This is a genomic window from Microbacterium sp. NPDC056569 (assembly GCF_042793475.1).
GTDB lineage: Bacteria > Actinomycetota > Actinomycetes > Actinomycetales > Microbacteriaceae > Microbacterium.
In genome coordinates this window covers 86,206-101,325 of the sequence record NZ_JBHTUV010000012.1, presented here as the reverse complement: position 1 = coordinate 101,325, position 15,120 = coordinate 86,206, and the positions used below count along the sequence as shown (strand labels likewise).

The 15,120-nt window shown below is 63.0% G+C and carries 17 protein-coding genes; 11 read left to right on the top strand and 6 right to left on the bottom strand.

The features are described from left to right. The first annotated feature begins 2 nt into the window (after positions 1 to 2). The 7 genes from ACFQ7C_RS15000 (at position 3) to ACFQ7C_RS14970 (ending at position 5,861) form a co-directional block, all read left to right on the top strand. Positions 3 to 428 (top strand): very short patch repair endonuclease, encoded by a 426-nt coding sequence (locus ACFQ7C_RS15000; protein ID WP_378902721.1) that lies wholly within the window; start codon positions 3 to 5, stop codon positions 426 to 428. Next, complete coding sequence (locus ACFQ7C_RS14995) at positions 425 to 1,315, top strand: HNH endonuclease (RefSeq protein ID WP_378902718.1); 891 nt, start codon at positions 425 to 427, stop codon at positions 1,313 to 1,315. Before ACFQ7C_RS15000 ends, ACFQ7C_RS14995 begins: the two co-directional genes overlap by 4 nt. 46 nt (positions 1,316 to 1,361) lie before the next feature. After that, positions 1,362 to 3,182, top strand: a complete 1,821-nt coding sequence (locus tag ACFQ7C_RS14990) for a DUF262 domain-containing protein (RefSeq protein ID WP_378902888.1) — start codon at positions 1,362 to 1,364, stop codon at positions 3,180 to 3,182. After that, positions 3,179 to 3,934 (top strand): hypothetical protein, encoded by a 756-nt coding sequence (locus ACFQ7C_RS14985; protein ID WP_378902715.1) that lies wholly within the window; start codon positions 3,179 to 3,181, stop codon positions 3,932 to 3,934. Before ACFQ7C_RS14990 ends, ACFQ7C_RS14985 begins: the two co-directional genes overlap by 4 nt. An 84-nt stretch (positions 3,935 to 4,018) precedes the next feature. Continuing rightward, the gene (locus ACFQ7C_RS14980) at positions 4,019 to 4,288 is read left to right on the top strand and encodes a hypothetical protein (protein ID WP_378902712.1); all 270 of its coding nucleotides are present in this window, start codon (positions 4,019 to 4,021) and stop codon (positions 4,286 to 4,288) included. Continuing rightward, positions 4,285 to 5,301 carry a zeta toxin family protein gene (locus ACFQ7C_RS14975; protein WP_378902709.1) on the top strand — a complete coding sequence of 339 codons (1,017 nt, stop codon included), beginning with the start codon at positions 4,285 to 4,287 and terminating at the stop codon, positions 5,299 to 5,301. Before ACFQ7C_RS14980 ends, ACFQ7C_RS14975 begins: the two co-directional genes overlap by 4 nt. Continuing rightward, positions 5,298 to 5,861 (top strand): recombinase family protein, encoded by a 564-nt coding sequence (locus ACFQ7C_RS14970; RefSeq protein ID WP_378902706.1) that lies wholly within the window; start codon positions 5,298 to 5,300, stop codon positions 5,859 to 5,861. The genes ACFQ7C_RS14975 and ACFQ7C_RS14970 overlap by 4 nt, the downstream gene beginning before the upstream one ends. Before the next feature lie 168 nt (positions 5,862 to 6,029). Here ACFQ7C_RS14970 and ACFQ7C_RS14965 read toward each other — a convergent pair whose 3' ends face one another. Genes ACFQ7C_RS14965 through ACFQ7C_RS14945 form a run of 5 tightly spaced genes read right to left on the bottom strand, consistent with a single transcriptional unit; the run spans position 6,030 to position 8,184 of the window. Beyond that, positions 6,030 to 6,296, bottom strand: coding sequence for a hypothetical protein (locus ACFQ7C_RS14965; RefSeq protein ID WP_378902703.1), 267 nt, complete (start codon positions 6,294 to 6,296; stop codon positions 6,030 to 6,032). Further along, complete coding sequence (locus tag ACFQ7C_RS14960) at positions 6,293 to 7,186, bottom strand: hypothetical protein (protein WP_378902700.1); 894 nt, start codon at positions 7,184 to 7,186, stop codon at positions 6,293 to 6,295. The genes ACFQ7C_RS14965 and ACFQ7C_RS14960 overlap by 4 nt, the downstream gene beginning before the upstream one ends. Before the next feature lie 5 nt (positions 7,187 to 7,191). Next, a complete protein-coding gene (locus tag ACFQ7C_RS14955; protein WP_378902697.1) occupies positions 7,192 to 7,662 on the bottom strand; it encodes a hypothetical protein in 471 nt (156 codons plus the stop codon). Then, a complete protein-coding gene (gene nrdH / locus ACFQ7C_RS14950; RefSeq protein WP_378902693.1) occupies positions 7,659 to 7,907 on the bottom strand; it encodes a glutaredoxin-like protein NrdH in 249 nt (82 codons plus the stop codon). The genes ACFQ7C_RS14955 and nrdH overlap by 4 nt, the downstream gene beginning before the upstream one ends. Before the next feature lie 46 nt (positions 7,908 to 7,953). After that, the gene (locus tag ACFQ7C_RS14945; protein ID WP_378902690.1) at positions 7,954 to 8,184 is read right to left on the bottom strand and encodes a helix-turn-helix transcriptional regulator; all 231 of its coding nucleotides are present in this window, start codon (positions 8,182 to 8,184) and stop codon (positions 7,954 to 7,956) included. A 128-nt stretch (positions 8,185 to 8,312) separates the two neighbouring features. On the opposite strand from ACFQ7C_RS14945, the gene ACFQ7C_RS14940 reads away from it, so the two are divergent. The 4 genes from ACFQ7C_RS14940 to ACFQ7C_RS14925 all read left to right on the top strand — a co-directional run bounded on the left by ACFQ7C_RS14940 (position 8,313) and on the right by ACFQ7C_RS14925 (position 13,505). Continuing rightward, a complete protein-coding gene (locus ACFQ7C_RS14940) occupies positions 8,313 to 8,891 on the top strand; it encodes a hypothetical protein (protein WP_378902687.1) in 579 nt (192 codons plus the stop codon). 199 nt (positions 8,892 to 9,090) lie between these two features. After that, on the top strand, positions 9,091 to 11,634 hold the full coding sequence (locus ACFQ7C_RS14935) for a sensor histidine kinase (protein WP_378902684.1): 2,544 nt from the start codon (positions 9,091 to 9,093) through the stop codon (positions 11,632 to 11,634). 16 nt (positions 11,635 to 11,650) lie between these two features. Then, positions 11,651 to 12,766 carry a hypothetical protein gene (locus ACFQ7C_RS14930; RefSeq protein ID WP_378902682.1) on the top strand — a complete coding sequence of 372 codons (1,116 nt, stop codon included), beginning with the start codon at positions 11,651 to 11,653 and terminating at the stop codon, positions 12,764 to 12,766. Between the two features lie 7 nt (positions 12,767 to 12,773). Continuing rightward, positions 12,774 to 13,505, top strand: coding sequence for a hypothetical protein (locus ACFQ7C_RS14925; protein ID WP_378902680.1), 732 nt, complete (start codon positions 12,774 to 12,776; stop codon positions 13,503 to 13,505). Here ACFQ7C_RS14925 and ACFQ7C_RS14920 read toward each other — a convergent pair. Then, positions 13,502 to 15,097: an N-6 DNA methylase gene (locus ACFQ7C_RS14920; RefSeq protein ID WP_378902678.1), complete on the bottom strand. Its 1,596-nt coding sequence runs from the start codon at positions 15,095 to 15,097 to the stop codon at positions 13,502 to 13,504. The two genes, ACFQ7C_RS14925 and ACFQ7C_RS14920, sit on opposite strands and share 4 nt — an antisense overlap. Positions 15,098 to 15,120 lie beyond the last annotated feature (23 nt).

Genomic DNA, 15,120 nt, shown 5'->3' with positions numbered 1-15,120 from the left:
GAATGGCGGAAACAGCATCCTGGGCTTCGTCCGACGGGACAAGGAAGTCGATGCTCGCGAACAAGCGTCGCGACACGTCGACAGAACTCGCCGTGCGGCACGAACTGCACTCGCGAGGCTTGCGGTACCGGGTCGACTTCGCACCCGTCCCGGGTATCCGGCGCCGGGCTGACGTCGTCTTCACACGCGCGCGGATCGCGGTCTTCATCGACGGATGCTTCTGGCACGCGTGCCCAATCCACGGGACCGCGCCGAAACGTAACGCCGACTACTGGGGACCCAAACTCGCAGCAAACGTCGCCCGCGACCGCGACGCGGACTCTCGGCTGTCTGCGGCCGGATGGATTGTCGCGAGATTCTGGGAACATGAGTCGCCGATTGCTGTCGCGGATGCGATCGAGCGACTCGCGCGGAGAGGACGTGGATGAGAACCTTCGAAGAAGAGCAGGCGATTCGGAACGACGTATTCCGGTGGTTGGACGCCGCGTTCATCGGTAGAGGTGGATACGAGATCAGCCGTGCGGAACTGTTGAACTACTCGTTCCTTGGCGAGCGGATCCCACTCCTCGATACAGGAAGGGGGATTCGAAACCCTGCGACATTCCGATCGACCCTTTCAATCATGTCGGGATGGAAGAAGAACAAGTACCGCGACTTCGAAGACGAGAACGGCTGGATCGAGTACTCGTACCGCGACCAAGAGGCGGGCGACAACCTGAAACTCATCCGCGCCTTTGAGCTGCGGGCTCCCCTTGTCTACTTTCGTGCCGTCCGCGAGGGGTTCTACTTTCCCTACTACCCAATCGTGATCGCCGAGAACGACGCCGTGGAACGCAAGGTGCGGTTCCCCCTCGACCAGGGACTCGGATTCCTCGGCGATCCGCTCCAGTATTCGGACGACCAGCGCAGATACGCAGATTCGGTCGTACGCACTCGCTTGCATCAGCCGCTCTTTCGAGCGCGCGTTCTCCGCGCGTACGCGAGCGCGTGCACAGTCTGTGATCTCAAGCATCCAGAGCTCCTCGATGCGGCACACATCATCGCTGACAAGGAGTCTCACGGAGTCCCCCATGTGACAAATGGGCTCGCGATGTGCAAGATTCACCACGCGGCGTACGACCGCTCCTTGCTCGGCATCACAGCCGACTACGAGGTTCGAATCGATCGCGGCCTCCTCGACGAGATCGACGGACCCATGCTCCGCCACGGCTTGCAGGACATGCACGGACGCCGAATCCGCGTACCGACCAATCACAATTCACGGCCGGCGCGCGACCTACTCTCTGAGCGATTCGCGCAATTCGTCGGCCGTTGAGGTGCCGCTAGGCTCAGGCGGGTGAGCACCGGGAGCAAAGCACTCGATCGACCCATCCAGCAGTGGCTGTCGGAGATCGACTCGGGTCGACTGGTGCTCCCGAGCTTTCAGCGCAGAGGCATGGGATCGAAAGCGAATCGAGTCCATGCTCAGGACGATCGTTCGCGATCTCCCGCTCGGGATCACGCTGGTCCTTGAGGTTGGTGACGAGGAGAAGTTCCACTCCCGTCCGCTCGCCACCGCCCCCTCGCGGACCGTCAAGGTGTCGGAACATCTGCTCGATGGTCAGCAGCGACTCACCGCTCTCTGGCGCGCGCTCAAGGACAACTACGAGGACTGGACATTCTTCGTCCATGTCCCAACCATCGACGACGACCCAACCAACGACGATCACGAAGTCGGAGTGTGGTCGTACAAGACATGGAAGAACTCTGCCGGCAACAGGATGCCGCGCTGGGCTGACGATCCTGCGCAAACAGCCCGACGTGGGCTGATTCCGTTCCGACTGCTCGATCCTCAGGATGAGTCGGGGCCAGACCAATGGATCGACGAGGCCACGGCTTCCCTTCGGCCGTCGGCGCAAGCCACCGATGTCCAGCAAGTGCTCGCCGCGATGGAGACGTACGAAGCGAGACGAAAACTCCTCAAAGACGTCGTGATCGCGCCTCTTCGCGAGACGATCCGCCACTACCGACTCCCCTACTTGAGCCTTCCGGCAACCACGCCGAAAGACGTCGCGCTCGATGTGTTCGTGAACATGAACACGAACAGCAAGCCTCTAAAGCCTTACGACATCGTCGTCGCCGAGGTCGAGAATCACACAGGCGAGCGACTGCACGAACTCGTTGCGGATCTGCGCTCACGGCATCCGGAGGTTGCTCGTTTCGGCGGTACCGAAGAACTCGCGCTGCAGACAGCGGCACTGCTTCAGGACAAGGCGCCCAACCGCGGAGGCTTCTACTCGCTCGATGCCGAGCAACTGATCGCCGACTGGAGCGCGATCGGCGTCGGGCTCGCCGCCACTGCGGACCTGCTCAGCCGCATGAACATCTGGGATTCGGAGCGTCTACCCACGGCGATTCCGTTCCCTGTGGTCGCCGCCATCCTTGCCCGGGCACCAATCCACGGAGATGCTCGAGGCTCAGTCGAGCACCTCTGCAGGTCCTACCTGTGGCGTTCGTTCTTCACCTCACGCTATGACGGCGCGGCGGCGACTCGCGCGTATGCGGACTACCGGCCCCTCGCGTCGGCAGCGTCCACGACTGGACCCAACGGTTCCGGAGGCGCGAACGCGCCAGTGTTCGATCCCGTTCAGTATCCGCTGCCCACTCCTCAGCAGCTCATGGCCGCCCGCTGGCCGAAAGGACGGAGCAGCCTCAGCCGCGCAGTATTGGCAGCAGCGAACAGCTTCGGCGCGCGTGACTTCGCTGACGACTCGATCCTCACCGCGCGCAACGTCGGGACTCGCGAATATCACCACCTGTTCCCGGACAAGTTGCTACAGGATGCAGGGATCGACAGTTACTTGGCACTGAACTGTGCGTTGATCACGTGGAAGACCAATCGGACCATCGGTCGGATGGATCCAGTCGCGTACCTCGAAGCTCGTTCAGCGGCTGCCCCAACCTCGCAAGCAATTGCGGAAAGGCTCGGCACTCACCTCGTCCCCTCCGACGAACTCCATGATGCGGGGCCCTACTCGCCCACTGACGCTGCTGCGGCACTGGCCGCGTCGGTCAAGCCGGACTTCGATGCATTCCTTCAGCGGAGGGCGGCGATAGTCGGCGCAGCGATGGAATTGCTATGCGCGGGCGAGCAGCCGCAGCTCAGCGATGTGCTCTCGCGGTCCGGAGCTGTCACGCTGTGACCGCCTCAGTCGATGACGAGCGTCCGAATGTAGCGAGCGACGAGCTGACTAACGCTGATCGATTCCTCGACGCCTTCAACGGGATCGAGGACGAGCTCGCACGGCTGGCGAAAGCAGATCGATACACGCCGTTCGCGCAACTCGTTCGCCAGTCTCGCGATCTCACGCCGATGCAGCGCGAGATGCTTCTCAAGTGGGCGGAACTACGAAACGTGATCGTCCACACTCCCCGAAGAGGCAATCCAAGTCCGATCGCGGATCCACGCATCGATGTCGTCGCGAGCATTGAAACGCAGCTCGATCTGCTCGTTCGCCCACCGCGAGTCCTGGACATTCTTCGTCCGAAACCACCGCGCACGCTAAGCAGCGAACAGAGCGTCCGTGAGTTCATCAAGGAGGTCGCGCTTCCGAACGACTTCTCCCAATCGCCGGTCCGCATGCCGAACGGGTCCCTCTCCCTGATCACCACCAACGCCTTCACTCGATGGATCGCCAGCGGCTACGACGATGCAGGGGCAATCATCGAAGATGCCCCGATTGCTGACGTTCTCGACTATCGCGAACCAGGCGACGCGGTGAAGCTCGCTCCTCGCACACTGACTGCGGTCCAAGCCTGGTCGATGTTCAGCGGCGAACACGGCGTCGCGCCAACCGCAATCGCCCTGTCGCATTCCGGCAAGGAGTCCGAAAGTCTGCTGGCGCTCGTGGTCAAGAGCGACGTTCCCGCGCTCCTGCGAGCATTGGGCGTATAACGGCGGACGGCATCCCGTTTCGCGCCACGACTCGGCGGGCGAAAACGGCACCAGCGCACCTTTTCCGCGACACGGCTACGATTAGTGCGGGAGGCCGGTGTGGGTGGTAGCTCAGCGTGGCGCGCGAACGACGTTGTCGCCTACGAGGTGATGCGCGAGTCGGCTACAACGCTCACCGCACTCCTACTTGGATCGTCGGACGACGACCGTTCGGCCGTCGTTGAGGTAGCCGCTGAAGTCAGACAGCTCAGAAGCTCCGTGCTCGCGGTGGACTCGTACGATCGTGACGCGGTGTCCACGCTCGCCGACCGAATCCGCGATCGGATCAAGGAACTGACGGAGTCGAAGCCGTGAGCGGGTGGGAGCTCGCGGACGACGACCGCGACGAGATCCTGCGACGCGACATCCTGCCGTCGTACTTCCCAGCCTTCACGCAGTCGGAGACATCCCCGAGACTGATGCTTCTGGCAGGCCAGCCGGGGGCGGGACGATCTCGCGCGACGAGCACGCTCATTGCCGGGCATGGAGCGGACCTCGCAGTCGTCAGCAACGACGACCTTCGGGCCTTCCACCCTCGTTTCGCTGAGGTCAGCGCAACGTCAGCACCCGAAGCGCGCGAGGGTCTCGCACGCACAACAGCCGGATGGGTTCGCGACTGCATCCGGTACGCGCGCGGGAACAAGCGCTCGTTGCTCCTCGAAGGAGCGTCCCTCGATCCGAAGGTCGCGATTGGAACTGCCGCGCGGTTTGCGGACGAGGGGTTCCAGACGCGCGTCGTCGTCGTGGCGTCCCGACGCGCTGAGAGCTTGCTGTCGGTCACATCCCTTTTTCTCCGCGACGTTCACGCCTCAGCCCCCGCTCGGTTCGTGAGCTGTGATGCTCACGATCGAGCCTTCGAGGCGTCGCGGGTGCTTGTCGCAGCCGTGGAGGACGCGGCAGCCGTCCACCGCCTGACGATCCTGAAGCGGAATGGTGAGACCACGTTCGATGCTCAACGCATCGAGGGTGACTACGCGTTCCGCGGTGCCAGTGAGGCGCTGGAAGCCGCACAGTCAGCCCGACTGAGCCGGTTCGACGCCACGCAGTGGCTGAGCGAACTCCACCACGTGACCGAGTTCGCCGCATCCCGTCGTGATCTGCCGAGCGGTGTGACCGACCTTCTCGTGGACTTGCACGAGGTGGCGCTTCGCGAGGTGATTCCCGAACTGCACGTTCCGAGCGACGGTAAGTTCACGATCGCGATCGAGCAGAAGACGGTAGCGAGCCTCGTCGCGTTGCGTCGTTCGCTCCTGCGGGAGCAGCCAGTGGATGTCGCGGCCCCGGTGGTTGCGCCGGCTGGCCCGGAACGTAAGGGCATCTCGCGGTGACTCGCGTCGTCGGCTACTCCCGCGAGCTCGCACCGGGACTCGGGACGGCGTCGGACGTGGAGCAATTGATGCTCGCCGGCGCCTCCGCTGTGTTCACTGATGACGACTCCGCCGATGCAGCCAAGCGCGCAGGGCTTCGCGAGTGCCTCGAGTCTCTTCGGGCGGGCGACACGCTCATCGTCACGAGCGCGGCGATGCTCGCACCGACAGTCCCGCAGTTCATGGGTACCGTCGCGGGGCTGTCGGCGAGAGGCGTTACCTTCCGCTCGCTCTCCGATCCGATCCTCTCCGCCGGCGGGCAGGCTGATCCGGCCGACGTGATCGCTGCACTCGAATCACTGCGACGTCGACTCTCCAGCCTTCAGACGCGGGCGGGGATGGCCTCCGCCGCTGGCGAGGGTCGGCGCCCGGGCCGGCCCACGGTCATGACCCCGGAACGGGTTGCGATGGCCCAGGAGCTTCGGAGCCTCGGCCGGCCTGTGACGCATATCGCCCGTGTGCTCGGGGTGAGCGCCAACGCGGTTCAACGCTCCCTTAAAGTGCCTCACGACCAGCCCTGACCACTCCTCGGGTTCTTCCTGGCAGTGGCTCACATCGCGACCGCAGGCGTGCGCAGTGCCGAACCCGAGGATTACCGGACTGAGCGAAGCGAGGGAGGATATGCCGCAGGGCCGGAACGGAGCACGCCGGAGGTCGCTACGATCGGCCGCCGGGAACGAACGACCCGCTCATACGTCACCCGACAGTTCCGACAGCTTCAGGATGAAAGGCCGCCGGTCCGCCGTCGGCACGGTGATCAGCATCCGTATCACGTTGCGCAACATCGCGAGCTCTGGGCGCGGCAGTCGTTTCTCGAGCGGTAACGTGCACCAGGCGACGTCTTCCTCGACGTCGTAGCCGGGCTCCTGCTCGGGCTTCTCCGGGTAGTACGTGAAGGCGCAGATCGCGACACGGTAGAGCACCTTCTCGGTATGGCTGCGGTCGATCGTCTTCATCGGCTCATCCCCATCGGGTTGTTCGGCTGCAGCATCGGATGCGGCGCAGCGGGGTCGAGGTGGTGCGGCTTCCGCGGCTGCTCACGGTGACGCAAGCGTTCGTTGACCTGCCGGGCGATGGCATCCATGCGGGCTTCCTCGATCTCTCGAGGCGTCGGACGCGGTTTCGGTTTGGGGCCGGGCTTCGCGCGGTCGAGTTCCTTCTGCAGTCGCACTAACTCTTCCTTCTGCTCTGCCAGCGCGTACTCCGCACGGGCCCTGAGACAATCGCGCTTCCACGCAGCCCACACGTCGGCGGGCGTCTCGATGCTCTTCATGGCGACCTTGAGTTCCTCCTTCGTCCACACTCGTAAGAAGAACTCGTCCGCGGCGGCACGGTTCTCGACCTGCTCAGCTTTCGTCGTGCGGTGGATGCGACGCACCGGCAGTCCCGCGTCACGACGACGCTTCTCGCGATCGCGCCACGCGCGGTGGGCGGCGTTCTGCTTCTCCTTGTTGCGCGCGTAGTACTCGCGGCGGCGCAGACGCTGCTCCTCGGCATGCTCGGCGTAGAACTCACGCCGACGCTCGCGATGCTTCTCGGGGTCCTCGCGGTACTTCTCGCGGAGTCGCGCATTCACCTCATCTTTGTGCCTGTCGCGCCAGCGTTGGTTCCGCTCGCGTTTGCCCTGCCGGTACGCCTCCGGATCCTTCTCCCGCTGCTCGGCGCGATACTGCCGCTGGTACTCGAGATATTCCTCACGATGCTGCGCGTAGTAGTCGCGCGCGTACTGTCGGCGCGCTTCCCTGCGCTGCTTCTCGCGGTCGTGGATTGCCGCTCGTGCGTGGGCGATCTGCAGCCGGATATCTTCGCTCTCGCGCTCAAGCCGCTCGGCTTCGTCGTCGGGCACGGTGTTCACCTCGCCATCGACGCGTCGGACCGCGTCGGTGCCCAGATTCCGTCGAGCAAGGAGTCGGCTGGTGCGAAGCGATCACGGATGCTGCGCGGCGGCGCTAGCGGAAACCGATGGTCGGCCTCGGCCGCCGACCGCTTGCCTCGCGGGAAGTACTCCTGGAATAGCCAGCATCCCGGATCGATGACGACCCAGTGGCAGCGGACGCCCCACCACACGGTGAGTTCCAGTTCTGCCTCATCGGCGGAGTCGGCCCAGACTCCGACGACGTGACCGTCCACGAGTTGAGCCGTGTGCCAGTTGCGGTCGCATGATTCGACCGCGCGGGCGGCGAGGGTGTCGTTGATGAGTTCACGACGGATGCGGCAGTCCAAATCGGTGGCACGTTCGCCGCGGATCGGAGCCGCCGCGTGAATGCGCTCCCCTGCTTCCGCGAGGCTCTCCCCCACCACAGGCGCACTCAGCTGGCTCATCGGACGATCCCCAGGCGCGAGGCGAGCGCGTCGACCTTGTCAGGTCGGAATCCGCTCCAGTGGTCCTCGTCACTGACGACAACGACAGGCGCTTGGGTGTACCCGAGATCATCGACGACGTATTCGCGAGCAGTTGGGTTGGTTCGGATGTCGACTTCGATGAATCGAACGCCCTTCTGCGTGAGCAGCCGCTTGGTCATCGTGCACCGAATGCACTCGGGCCCGGTCGTGTAGACGATGATCATCTGCTCCGACGAGTCGTGGTCAGGTCCGTGATCGTGAAACAACCTGCTATTGAGCATGGGGGCCGCCCGCCCGAGCGCCGTCTTCGATCCACGCTTCGACCTCGTCGAGTGCGTACACGACGATGCGGCCGAGTTTGCGGTACGGCGGCCCCTTCTTCTCGTATCGCCACATCGCGAGAGTGTTCTTGGTGACGCCCGGAAGAGCCGCCGCGAGCTCGTCTGGGCTCAGGTAGACGTGGCTGAGACCGGAAGTGACAGGGCTCATCGCTGTCGTCATGGAACTCGCCTCCTCTTGCAGATTCAATCTGACGTTTGACAGTAGTACACTCCTAATGCGTATCCATAGTCAAGAGGTTTCTGCAGAACTCCTCTCCAGTAGGACAAGATGAGGGGGTGAAGGTCGACGTGAAGACACCCGATGGCAAGACGATGTCGGCGGATGCTGCATCACAGTCAGTCGGGTCCGCGCTGCGAATCGCACCGGCCTTCGTCGCGACCGCGATCGATGAGTCGACGGGTGTCGAGACCACGATCGAGGCGCACTACAGTGCAGGACGCGGTCGCTACGTCATCACGACCATCGTCAACCGCGCGATCGCCGAGGACTTCAACGAGGACCGTTTGAAGCACGCAGCGCCGCAGGCGATCCTGCAGGTCGCTATCCCCCACTGCGTCGCACTCCAGCTGGATGAAGATCCTGGCGCACCCTGGACGACGGTCGCAGACCTCACCACGGCGGAGGGACGCATCATCCCCCCATGGATGGCGCAAGCCGTGGTGAAGCGAGGAATGAAGGACGAGCGGTGGGAGGTCATCGAGATCCTCTACGGCACCGCAGCGCTCGCAGACCTTCCGCCCGTCAAGCTCATCGCACTTGAGCTCGACGTACCCGAGCGAACCGCCTCAGACTGGATTCAGAAAGCTCGCGCGGCAGGGTGGCTGGTCGGGATGACGTCGAACGTGGGCAGGCCCGCGGGCGGGTGAACGAAATGCCTCGACCAGCGAGCGGGAGCAAAGTTACGCTGCGCCCGGCCAGAGGTTCATGTTGTCGTTGTCTCTCGCGGCGCCCTCCTGACGAGATTCGCTTCGACCCAGGGAGCTCCGCGCGCCCAGTCGGAAATGAGTGACGATCTGAGTGTGCGGCTGATCGATTGGTGAAACGCGGGCCCGATAGGGTTGGGCCGTGGATACTGACCACCCCGCATTCTCCGTAGATACGGGACTCTTCCGACAGCTCGGTGAGCTGCTAGTCGGTCGCGACGCTACGGCAGTCGTCGAGCTGGTGAAGAACGCGTACGACGCGGATGCAACGACTCTCATCTTGATCGGCAGCAATCTCGATGACGCCGACAACGCCACAATCGAGGTCATCGACAACGGCAACGGCATGACCGCCCAGCAGTTTGCTCGCGGATTCCTTCGACTTGCGGCACGGTCGAAGACCGAGGGGACCCGTCGGAGTTCTGTTTTCCTTCGACGATTCACTGGCGAGAAGGGAGTGGGACGGCTCGCTGCACATAAGCTCGGTGCGTTGTTGCACGTCGAAACTGTCGCTGCGGGCCTGGGAGACAATCTCGCTCATTCGCTACGCGCCCAGCTTCCCCTCGCTGAACCCACTGAGATTCAAGCGCTCATTTCCGAAGCCCCCAAGAAGCTCATTGAAGCGCTTATCGATTGGGACCAAATCGAGATGGTCGAGAGCGTCGCGGATATCGACGCTGGTCTATCTGTAGCCGAGCGTCCTGCAGCGGCCGGGGCGCACGGGACAAAGATCACAATCGGCCGAATGCGACACGCTTGGAGTAACCGTGATCTAGCCGAATTGGGCATTCAGCTTGAGAACTTTTCACCCCCCAAGGTGTTGATCGAGCCCCTCTCGCGAACGGTCACGAAAGAGCCAGTGTTGTTCACGGCCCCCCGCGCTCGCGACGTATCAACACTTGACCCAGGGATGACAGTGGAGTTGCAAGGCGACTTCTCATTCAGCGAGCAATGGTGGCCCGACGTCGCGCGAACGTCGGATTGGATCCTCGAGATCCGCGCTGACAGAGGCGGGTTGATCGAGTACGCGGCTTCGCCGACTGTAGCTGGCCACCGAGAGAACGCTTTCGCGGCACCGTTCAGGACCTTCGCTCCCCATCCCGCCCCCGAAGTCGGACCATTCTTCGACGCACGAGTGTTCTTGCGACCCGGCATAGTTCCGGGGGTGCAACGAGGGTGGAGCACGGCCAACAGCGGCGTACGTGTGTATCTCGAAGGCTTTCGAGTGCTCCCCTACGGCGAGGCCAAGAACGACTGGCTCTCACTTGACCTCGATTACACGAGACGGTCCGGCAAGTTTGAGCTTGACCCGTCACTGGGCGGCCCGGGGAGCGATCTAGCGGAGCTTCGCGCGTTGAAGTCCCGCGATTTGAGCCTCCGACTGCAACCGAACCGAAACTTCTTCGGCGCGGTATTTCTCACCGAAGCGGGCTCAGGCGGACTTCGGTCCCTCGTCAACAGAGAGGGATTCGTCCCCGACGAAGCATACGAGCGCCTAGTTCAGATGGTCCGCACGGGGATCGATCTTCTGCACCGAGCCTGGGCACTTGCGGGTCTGCAAAAGAAGAAAAGCGACGCCGAACTAGCGGCCGCAGAAGCAGCGGCAGCGGCTGCGGCTGCTGCTGCTGCTTCGGAATCATCTGCTAGCGAGCCAGAAGTGACGGCGGAATGGTCGGGCGCGAGCCAAAGTGCGACGCGCAACGCAGCTGCCGAGGGACCGATCGACGACCCGCAACCCGACGCCGACTCCACCGGCGCTGATTACGCCCCTGATGACGACGAATCCGATCCGCTGGAACCGTCGGAGGACGTTCCCGGTGAGGAGTTCGCACCCGAAGGCTCCAATGAAGGGAGTGGAACGCGCCTTGTGCGAGTTCTGGACGAGCTTGGGCGCGCGCTCGAGCAGCACAGTTCCCTAGCGACCGAACCTCACCTCAAGCATCTTGCACTTCAGTCCAGGGTGGCCGCGGAGCAAGTGCTTCAGGACGCAAGTCTTCTCCGCGTCCTCGCAAGCGTGGGCTCACAACTTGCGGCGTTCACGCACGAGATGGGACACCTCGTTCCAATAGCGATGGGGGCGGAGGAAGCTCTCGCTCCGAGGCCAGGCGAGCGTTGGCCCGCCCGGGCCGGCGCTGTCAGAGATACGATTCGTGACCTCACCAGGGCGATCGAAAGGCAGGCTGCCTACCTGACCGACTTCTCAAGTTCGGAGTCACGAGCGCGGCGAACTCGAATGAACTTGCGGGAACGCGTCGATATCGCGCTCCTCGCGACGCAAACCGCAGCCGCCAGCCGAGCAGCCTTGACACAGAATCGGGTCCCCGAGACTCTGACCACTCCACCCTTGTTTAAGGCCGACCTCCAATCGATACTCTCCAACCTGCTCTCGAACGCGACAAAGGCGGTGAACCAAGGAGGAATGATCGCAGTCGATGCTCGCACCTCGCCAGATGGCATTCAGCTTGAGGTATCCAACACCGGGACCCCGGTGGATGTCACAACCAGCGACCGGCTGTTCCTCCCGTACGTAAGCGATTCCAAATCCATCGATCCGACCCTCAGTCAAGGCATGGGTCTCGGTCTGCCCATCACCCGCCAGATCGTGAGTGAGTACGGGGGCACCGTGATGTTTGTCGGCGCTTCGGCGGGATTCGCGACCACGATTCAAGTCCGTCTTCCAGCGTGATGATCGAGGCGTAAAGATGCGTGTCCTATTCATTGATGACGAAGAAGCTCCCGAGCGTCACACGATCTCGAACCTACTTCGCGCTGAGGGTCTCGATGCCCAGTTTCTGCATCCTGAGGAGGTCATCGATGACGATGTTCACGGCGCGGAGCTAATCGTTGTTGACTATTTCCTGACTCACTGGGGTGAGCGCGACGACATTGCTAGCGCCTCACGCTCACCGCGAGACGGGCTTGCGGTGATCGCTTCACTGCGTAGCCGCCTCCTTCCGGGGCTATCTGGACGAACTGTCGGACAGCGTCCGCCGCGGGCAGTCGCCTTCGCGCTTTGGTCCGCGAACCTCGCGGAGGCAACGCTGGAGTTGCCCCAGTACACGTTGCCGAGCGTGTTTGCACGGGAGAACAATCTCGAATGGGTTTTCCGACGAACCGAGGTCTCGACCCAGGACGGTGCCCGGCAAATCGCGTCACTTGCGCGAGCGGTGCGAGCGATGGAATCCCCGGCTTTCGACCCAGATTGGATCTACAGGCTGCTCGATATTGGCCAGGATGACTGGAGCGCGCTGGCGCGCGACGATGTTCTCGATTGTCATCCACCGCTGTTTGACCTGGGACCGCGAACTGGCGGCCTAGCCATGATTAGGTGGATGCTCCATCGTGTACTGCCGTACCCGTGCTTCCTCCTGGATGAGCGGCATCTGCGGGCCCGGCTGCGAATGGACGATCTATCGAATGCGCCCGATCTCTTCCGAGAGCTCGCACCCTTCGAGTATGGAGGCGTTCTGTCGGATTTCGGCGGGCGCCGGTGGTGGCGATCCGGGGTGGAAAGCTGGCTGTTTCAGAAGACGGGCGGAAACTCAGGAGACTCGATTGCCGTGGCGGAAATCGGGCGCGCTCTGGGCGGCAAAGCAGACGCCAACCTCCTCCGGCCTGTCGTAGTCCTCTCCCCCACGATGGAACCGGAGGAAGCGCTCGTCGAAGTGGAGGTTGCAGTCCGAGTACGTCCAGACGACTGGCCTCCCTTCGCTGACGACGCATTTGCACGCATCGAGGATGTACGTGCACACGCGGAGCTCGCCAGGATTATTGAGCCCGCTGACCGCTATCTTGTGGGCATCGGCAGTGACGCTTAGATTTCGGGTGGGCGAACTCAAACGCGAGATCACTGCGCTTCGCTCCATAGCTCGCGATTACCTCGCCCCGGGAGCCGACTCCGTTCTTCGGCAGGCCGAGAGCGCGCTTGACGCAATTGCTGTCTCCAGGGGGAGCGCAGTTCGATGGCAGGTCAGCGCCTCAAACCCGATCCTCACACAGCAGAGCCAGGGTGAGTACATGCCTGCAGCAGAGGGCGAGCTTCACGTGTACGCTGCCGTCACGTTCATATGGGAACTGCTTCCTCTGCACCCGTCCGGAGTCGTCGGCCGCCCCGCGACGGACGTTGAGCTAGTAGGGCTGGCCAGCACACTCGTGCGAGTGATGGAGGGTAATCCCGGCGCACATTTGGACGGCCACGAGATCGCACGGTGGCGAATGGAGGTGGGCGACGCTAGGGCGCCCGGAACTCACTTTCACGTACAAGTGCTGGGAAACGACGAGCTCGGCCCATTTCCCAAGTCACTCGATATTCCTCGTCTTCCCGGGATTATCATCAGCCCCCTCGCGTGCGTGGAGTATGTCATTGCAGAGCTATTCCAGGACCGCTGGCCAGCGACGGCGAGTCGCGACACCGGCGCAATGGGTGTCTGGAGCGGAATCCAACGGACTCGTCTTCAGCGTCAGTTGAGCTGGCATGGTACCCAGCTTGACCGCGCTGCGTCCTCCCCCTGGGTTGCGATAAAAACCGGCAAGCCGCCGGTCGACCTGTTTCTCTAGCGCTTGGGGCCGTGAGCTGAGCGTCGAAGGGCAAGAAGATCCACGGCTCGATCGATGTGACTGATCTCCGCATGCGACCAGTTCAAGACTTTGGCGACAAGCGAGTTTGCTCGTTCACGCGGCGTCCGTCCCACAGGGACGCTTTCATCTGTGTCGAACAGTACGGGCAGCAATCTTGCGGCGGAAGGTTCGACCTTCAGGACGCCGCCGCCGTAGTGGCGCCCATACACTTCTGCCGCGAGCGCAAAGAGTGACGACCATGCACTTGTGGCCAACTGCTCCTGGCTCGTCACGCGAGTGTTGAAATAGACATGGTGAAGCGCATTCGTCGCAAAAGCGCTAGCCCGGTTGAGTGCGATGCCTCGCACATGCTGCCCCATGTAGGGAAGGAATGCGTCCGGCGTGGCTGGGAGCGGGATCGACCACCACGGATTCCTTCGCCGGAGATGCGATCGATCTCTCAAGCCCGCTTCCTCGCCCGCCGCTATCCAGCGAGCGAGAGCTGGACTGACATGCTTGGCGTCGACAGCGACGAGCCGATTCCGCAAGCTCGCGCGGTCGCCGTCGTCCACAGCGCAGAGGTCGAACACCTCGCTGACGACCCAGCTGTTGCGGGCAACGACGACTCGCGTCTCTTCATCGAGACCGGCTGCTGCGGCTTCAGACCGAGACATAACGAAGAAGCCATTCGCACCCGTCACGAGACCTATGCGGATCCGAGCGAGATCACCCAACCCCGCGATCCGTGGGTGCCTCATCGCCTCGCGGAGGAGTTCGTTGGCATCGTCACCGATTAGGTCGAGTTTGTTGGCCGTACGAGGCCCGTCGAGTGCGCGGTCCGCCGCTCCACCCGGAGAGATCAGCGACTCGAGCTCATCCAAGTTCTCAACTTCGAAGTGTCGACGGTCTGAACATTGCGCCCCCGCATTCGCTGCGAGAAGGACGATAGCCTCCTCCTGTGCGTCGGCGTAGATGCGCTCTTGCACTCGAACGGTCCACAGCGATCCGAAGCTCGCCTCGAGAAAGCGATGCACGGCTACGGAGTAGTCGGACTGCAGGAACGAGGAGGGCAGGAGGAGCGCCATCCGTCCGGTCGGTTTGACGAAGGTTGCGGCGTGGATGACGAAGTACGCCCAGAGACTTGCGGTGCCGGGAAGCTTCACGCCGACATCTCTCATGGCTGTTTGTCCTGCGTGCTTGACGCTCGTCGAAATCCAGTGATGTCGGACGTAGGGCGGGTTACCGACGACCGCGTCAACCGAAGGTAGTTCGTTGCCGGGCCGCAGGGCCAGAAAGTCTTGTCGAACGAGATTGCCCTTTGGGACGCCACGGGAAGTCAAACTGGACGTCCATTCGTCCAACTCTCCGTCGATGTCGGCACCGAATATTCGAGATCCAGAATCGACGTGCGATGAGGCTACAAGCTCGTCGAGGGCAACGCGCAGGAACGCGCAGCCGCCGTAACTCGGGTCCAGCACGGTAGTCGCGCCGCCGGCCAGCGCCCACTTGGTCAGCGCTCGCGCATAGGTATCGGGGCTGTAGAAGGCCCCGAGGCGCTTCTGCGCGGGGGGGACGGGAGTCGAAGAGAACATTCAGATCCAGGATAGGGGCGCCG

Coding starts and splice junctions, on each gene's coding strand:
- ACFQ7C_RS14955 (WP_378902697.1), bottom strand. CDS start 7,662: ATGAGCCAGCTGAGTGCGCCTGTGGTGGGGGAGAGCCTCGCGGAAGCA.
- ACFQ7C_RS14945 (WP_378902690.1), bottom strand. CDS start 8,184: ATGACGACAGCGATGAGCCCTGTCACTTCCGGTCTCAGCCACGTCTAC.
- nrdH (WP_378902693.1), bottom strand. CDS start 7,907: ATGATCATCGTCTACACGACCGGGCCCGAGTGCATTCGGTGCACGATG.
- ACFQ7C_RS14995 (WP_378902718.1), top strand. CDS start 425: ATGAGAACCTTCGAAGAAGAGCAGGCGATTCGGAACGACGTATTCCGG.
- ACFQ7C_RS14965 (WP_378902703.1), bottom strand. CDS start 6,296: ATGAAGACGATCGACCGCAGCCATACCGAGAAGGTGCTCTACCGTGTC.
- ACFQ7C_RS14930 (WP_378902682.1), top strand. CDS start 11,651: ATGCGTGTCCTATTCATTGATGACGAAGAAGCTCCCGAGCGTCACACG.
- ACFQ7C_RS14920 (WP_378902678.1), bottom strand. CDS start 15,097: ATGTTCTCTTCGACTCCCGTCCCCCCCGCGCAGAAGCGCCTCGGGGCC.
- ACFQ7C_RS15000 (WP_378902721.1), top strand. CDS start 3: ATGGCGGAAACAGCATCCTGGGCTTCGTCCGACGGGACAAGGAAGTCG.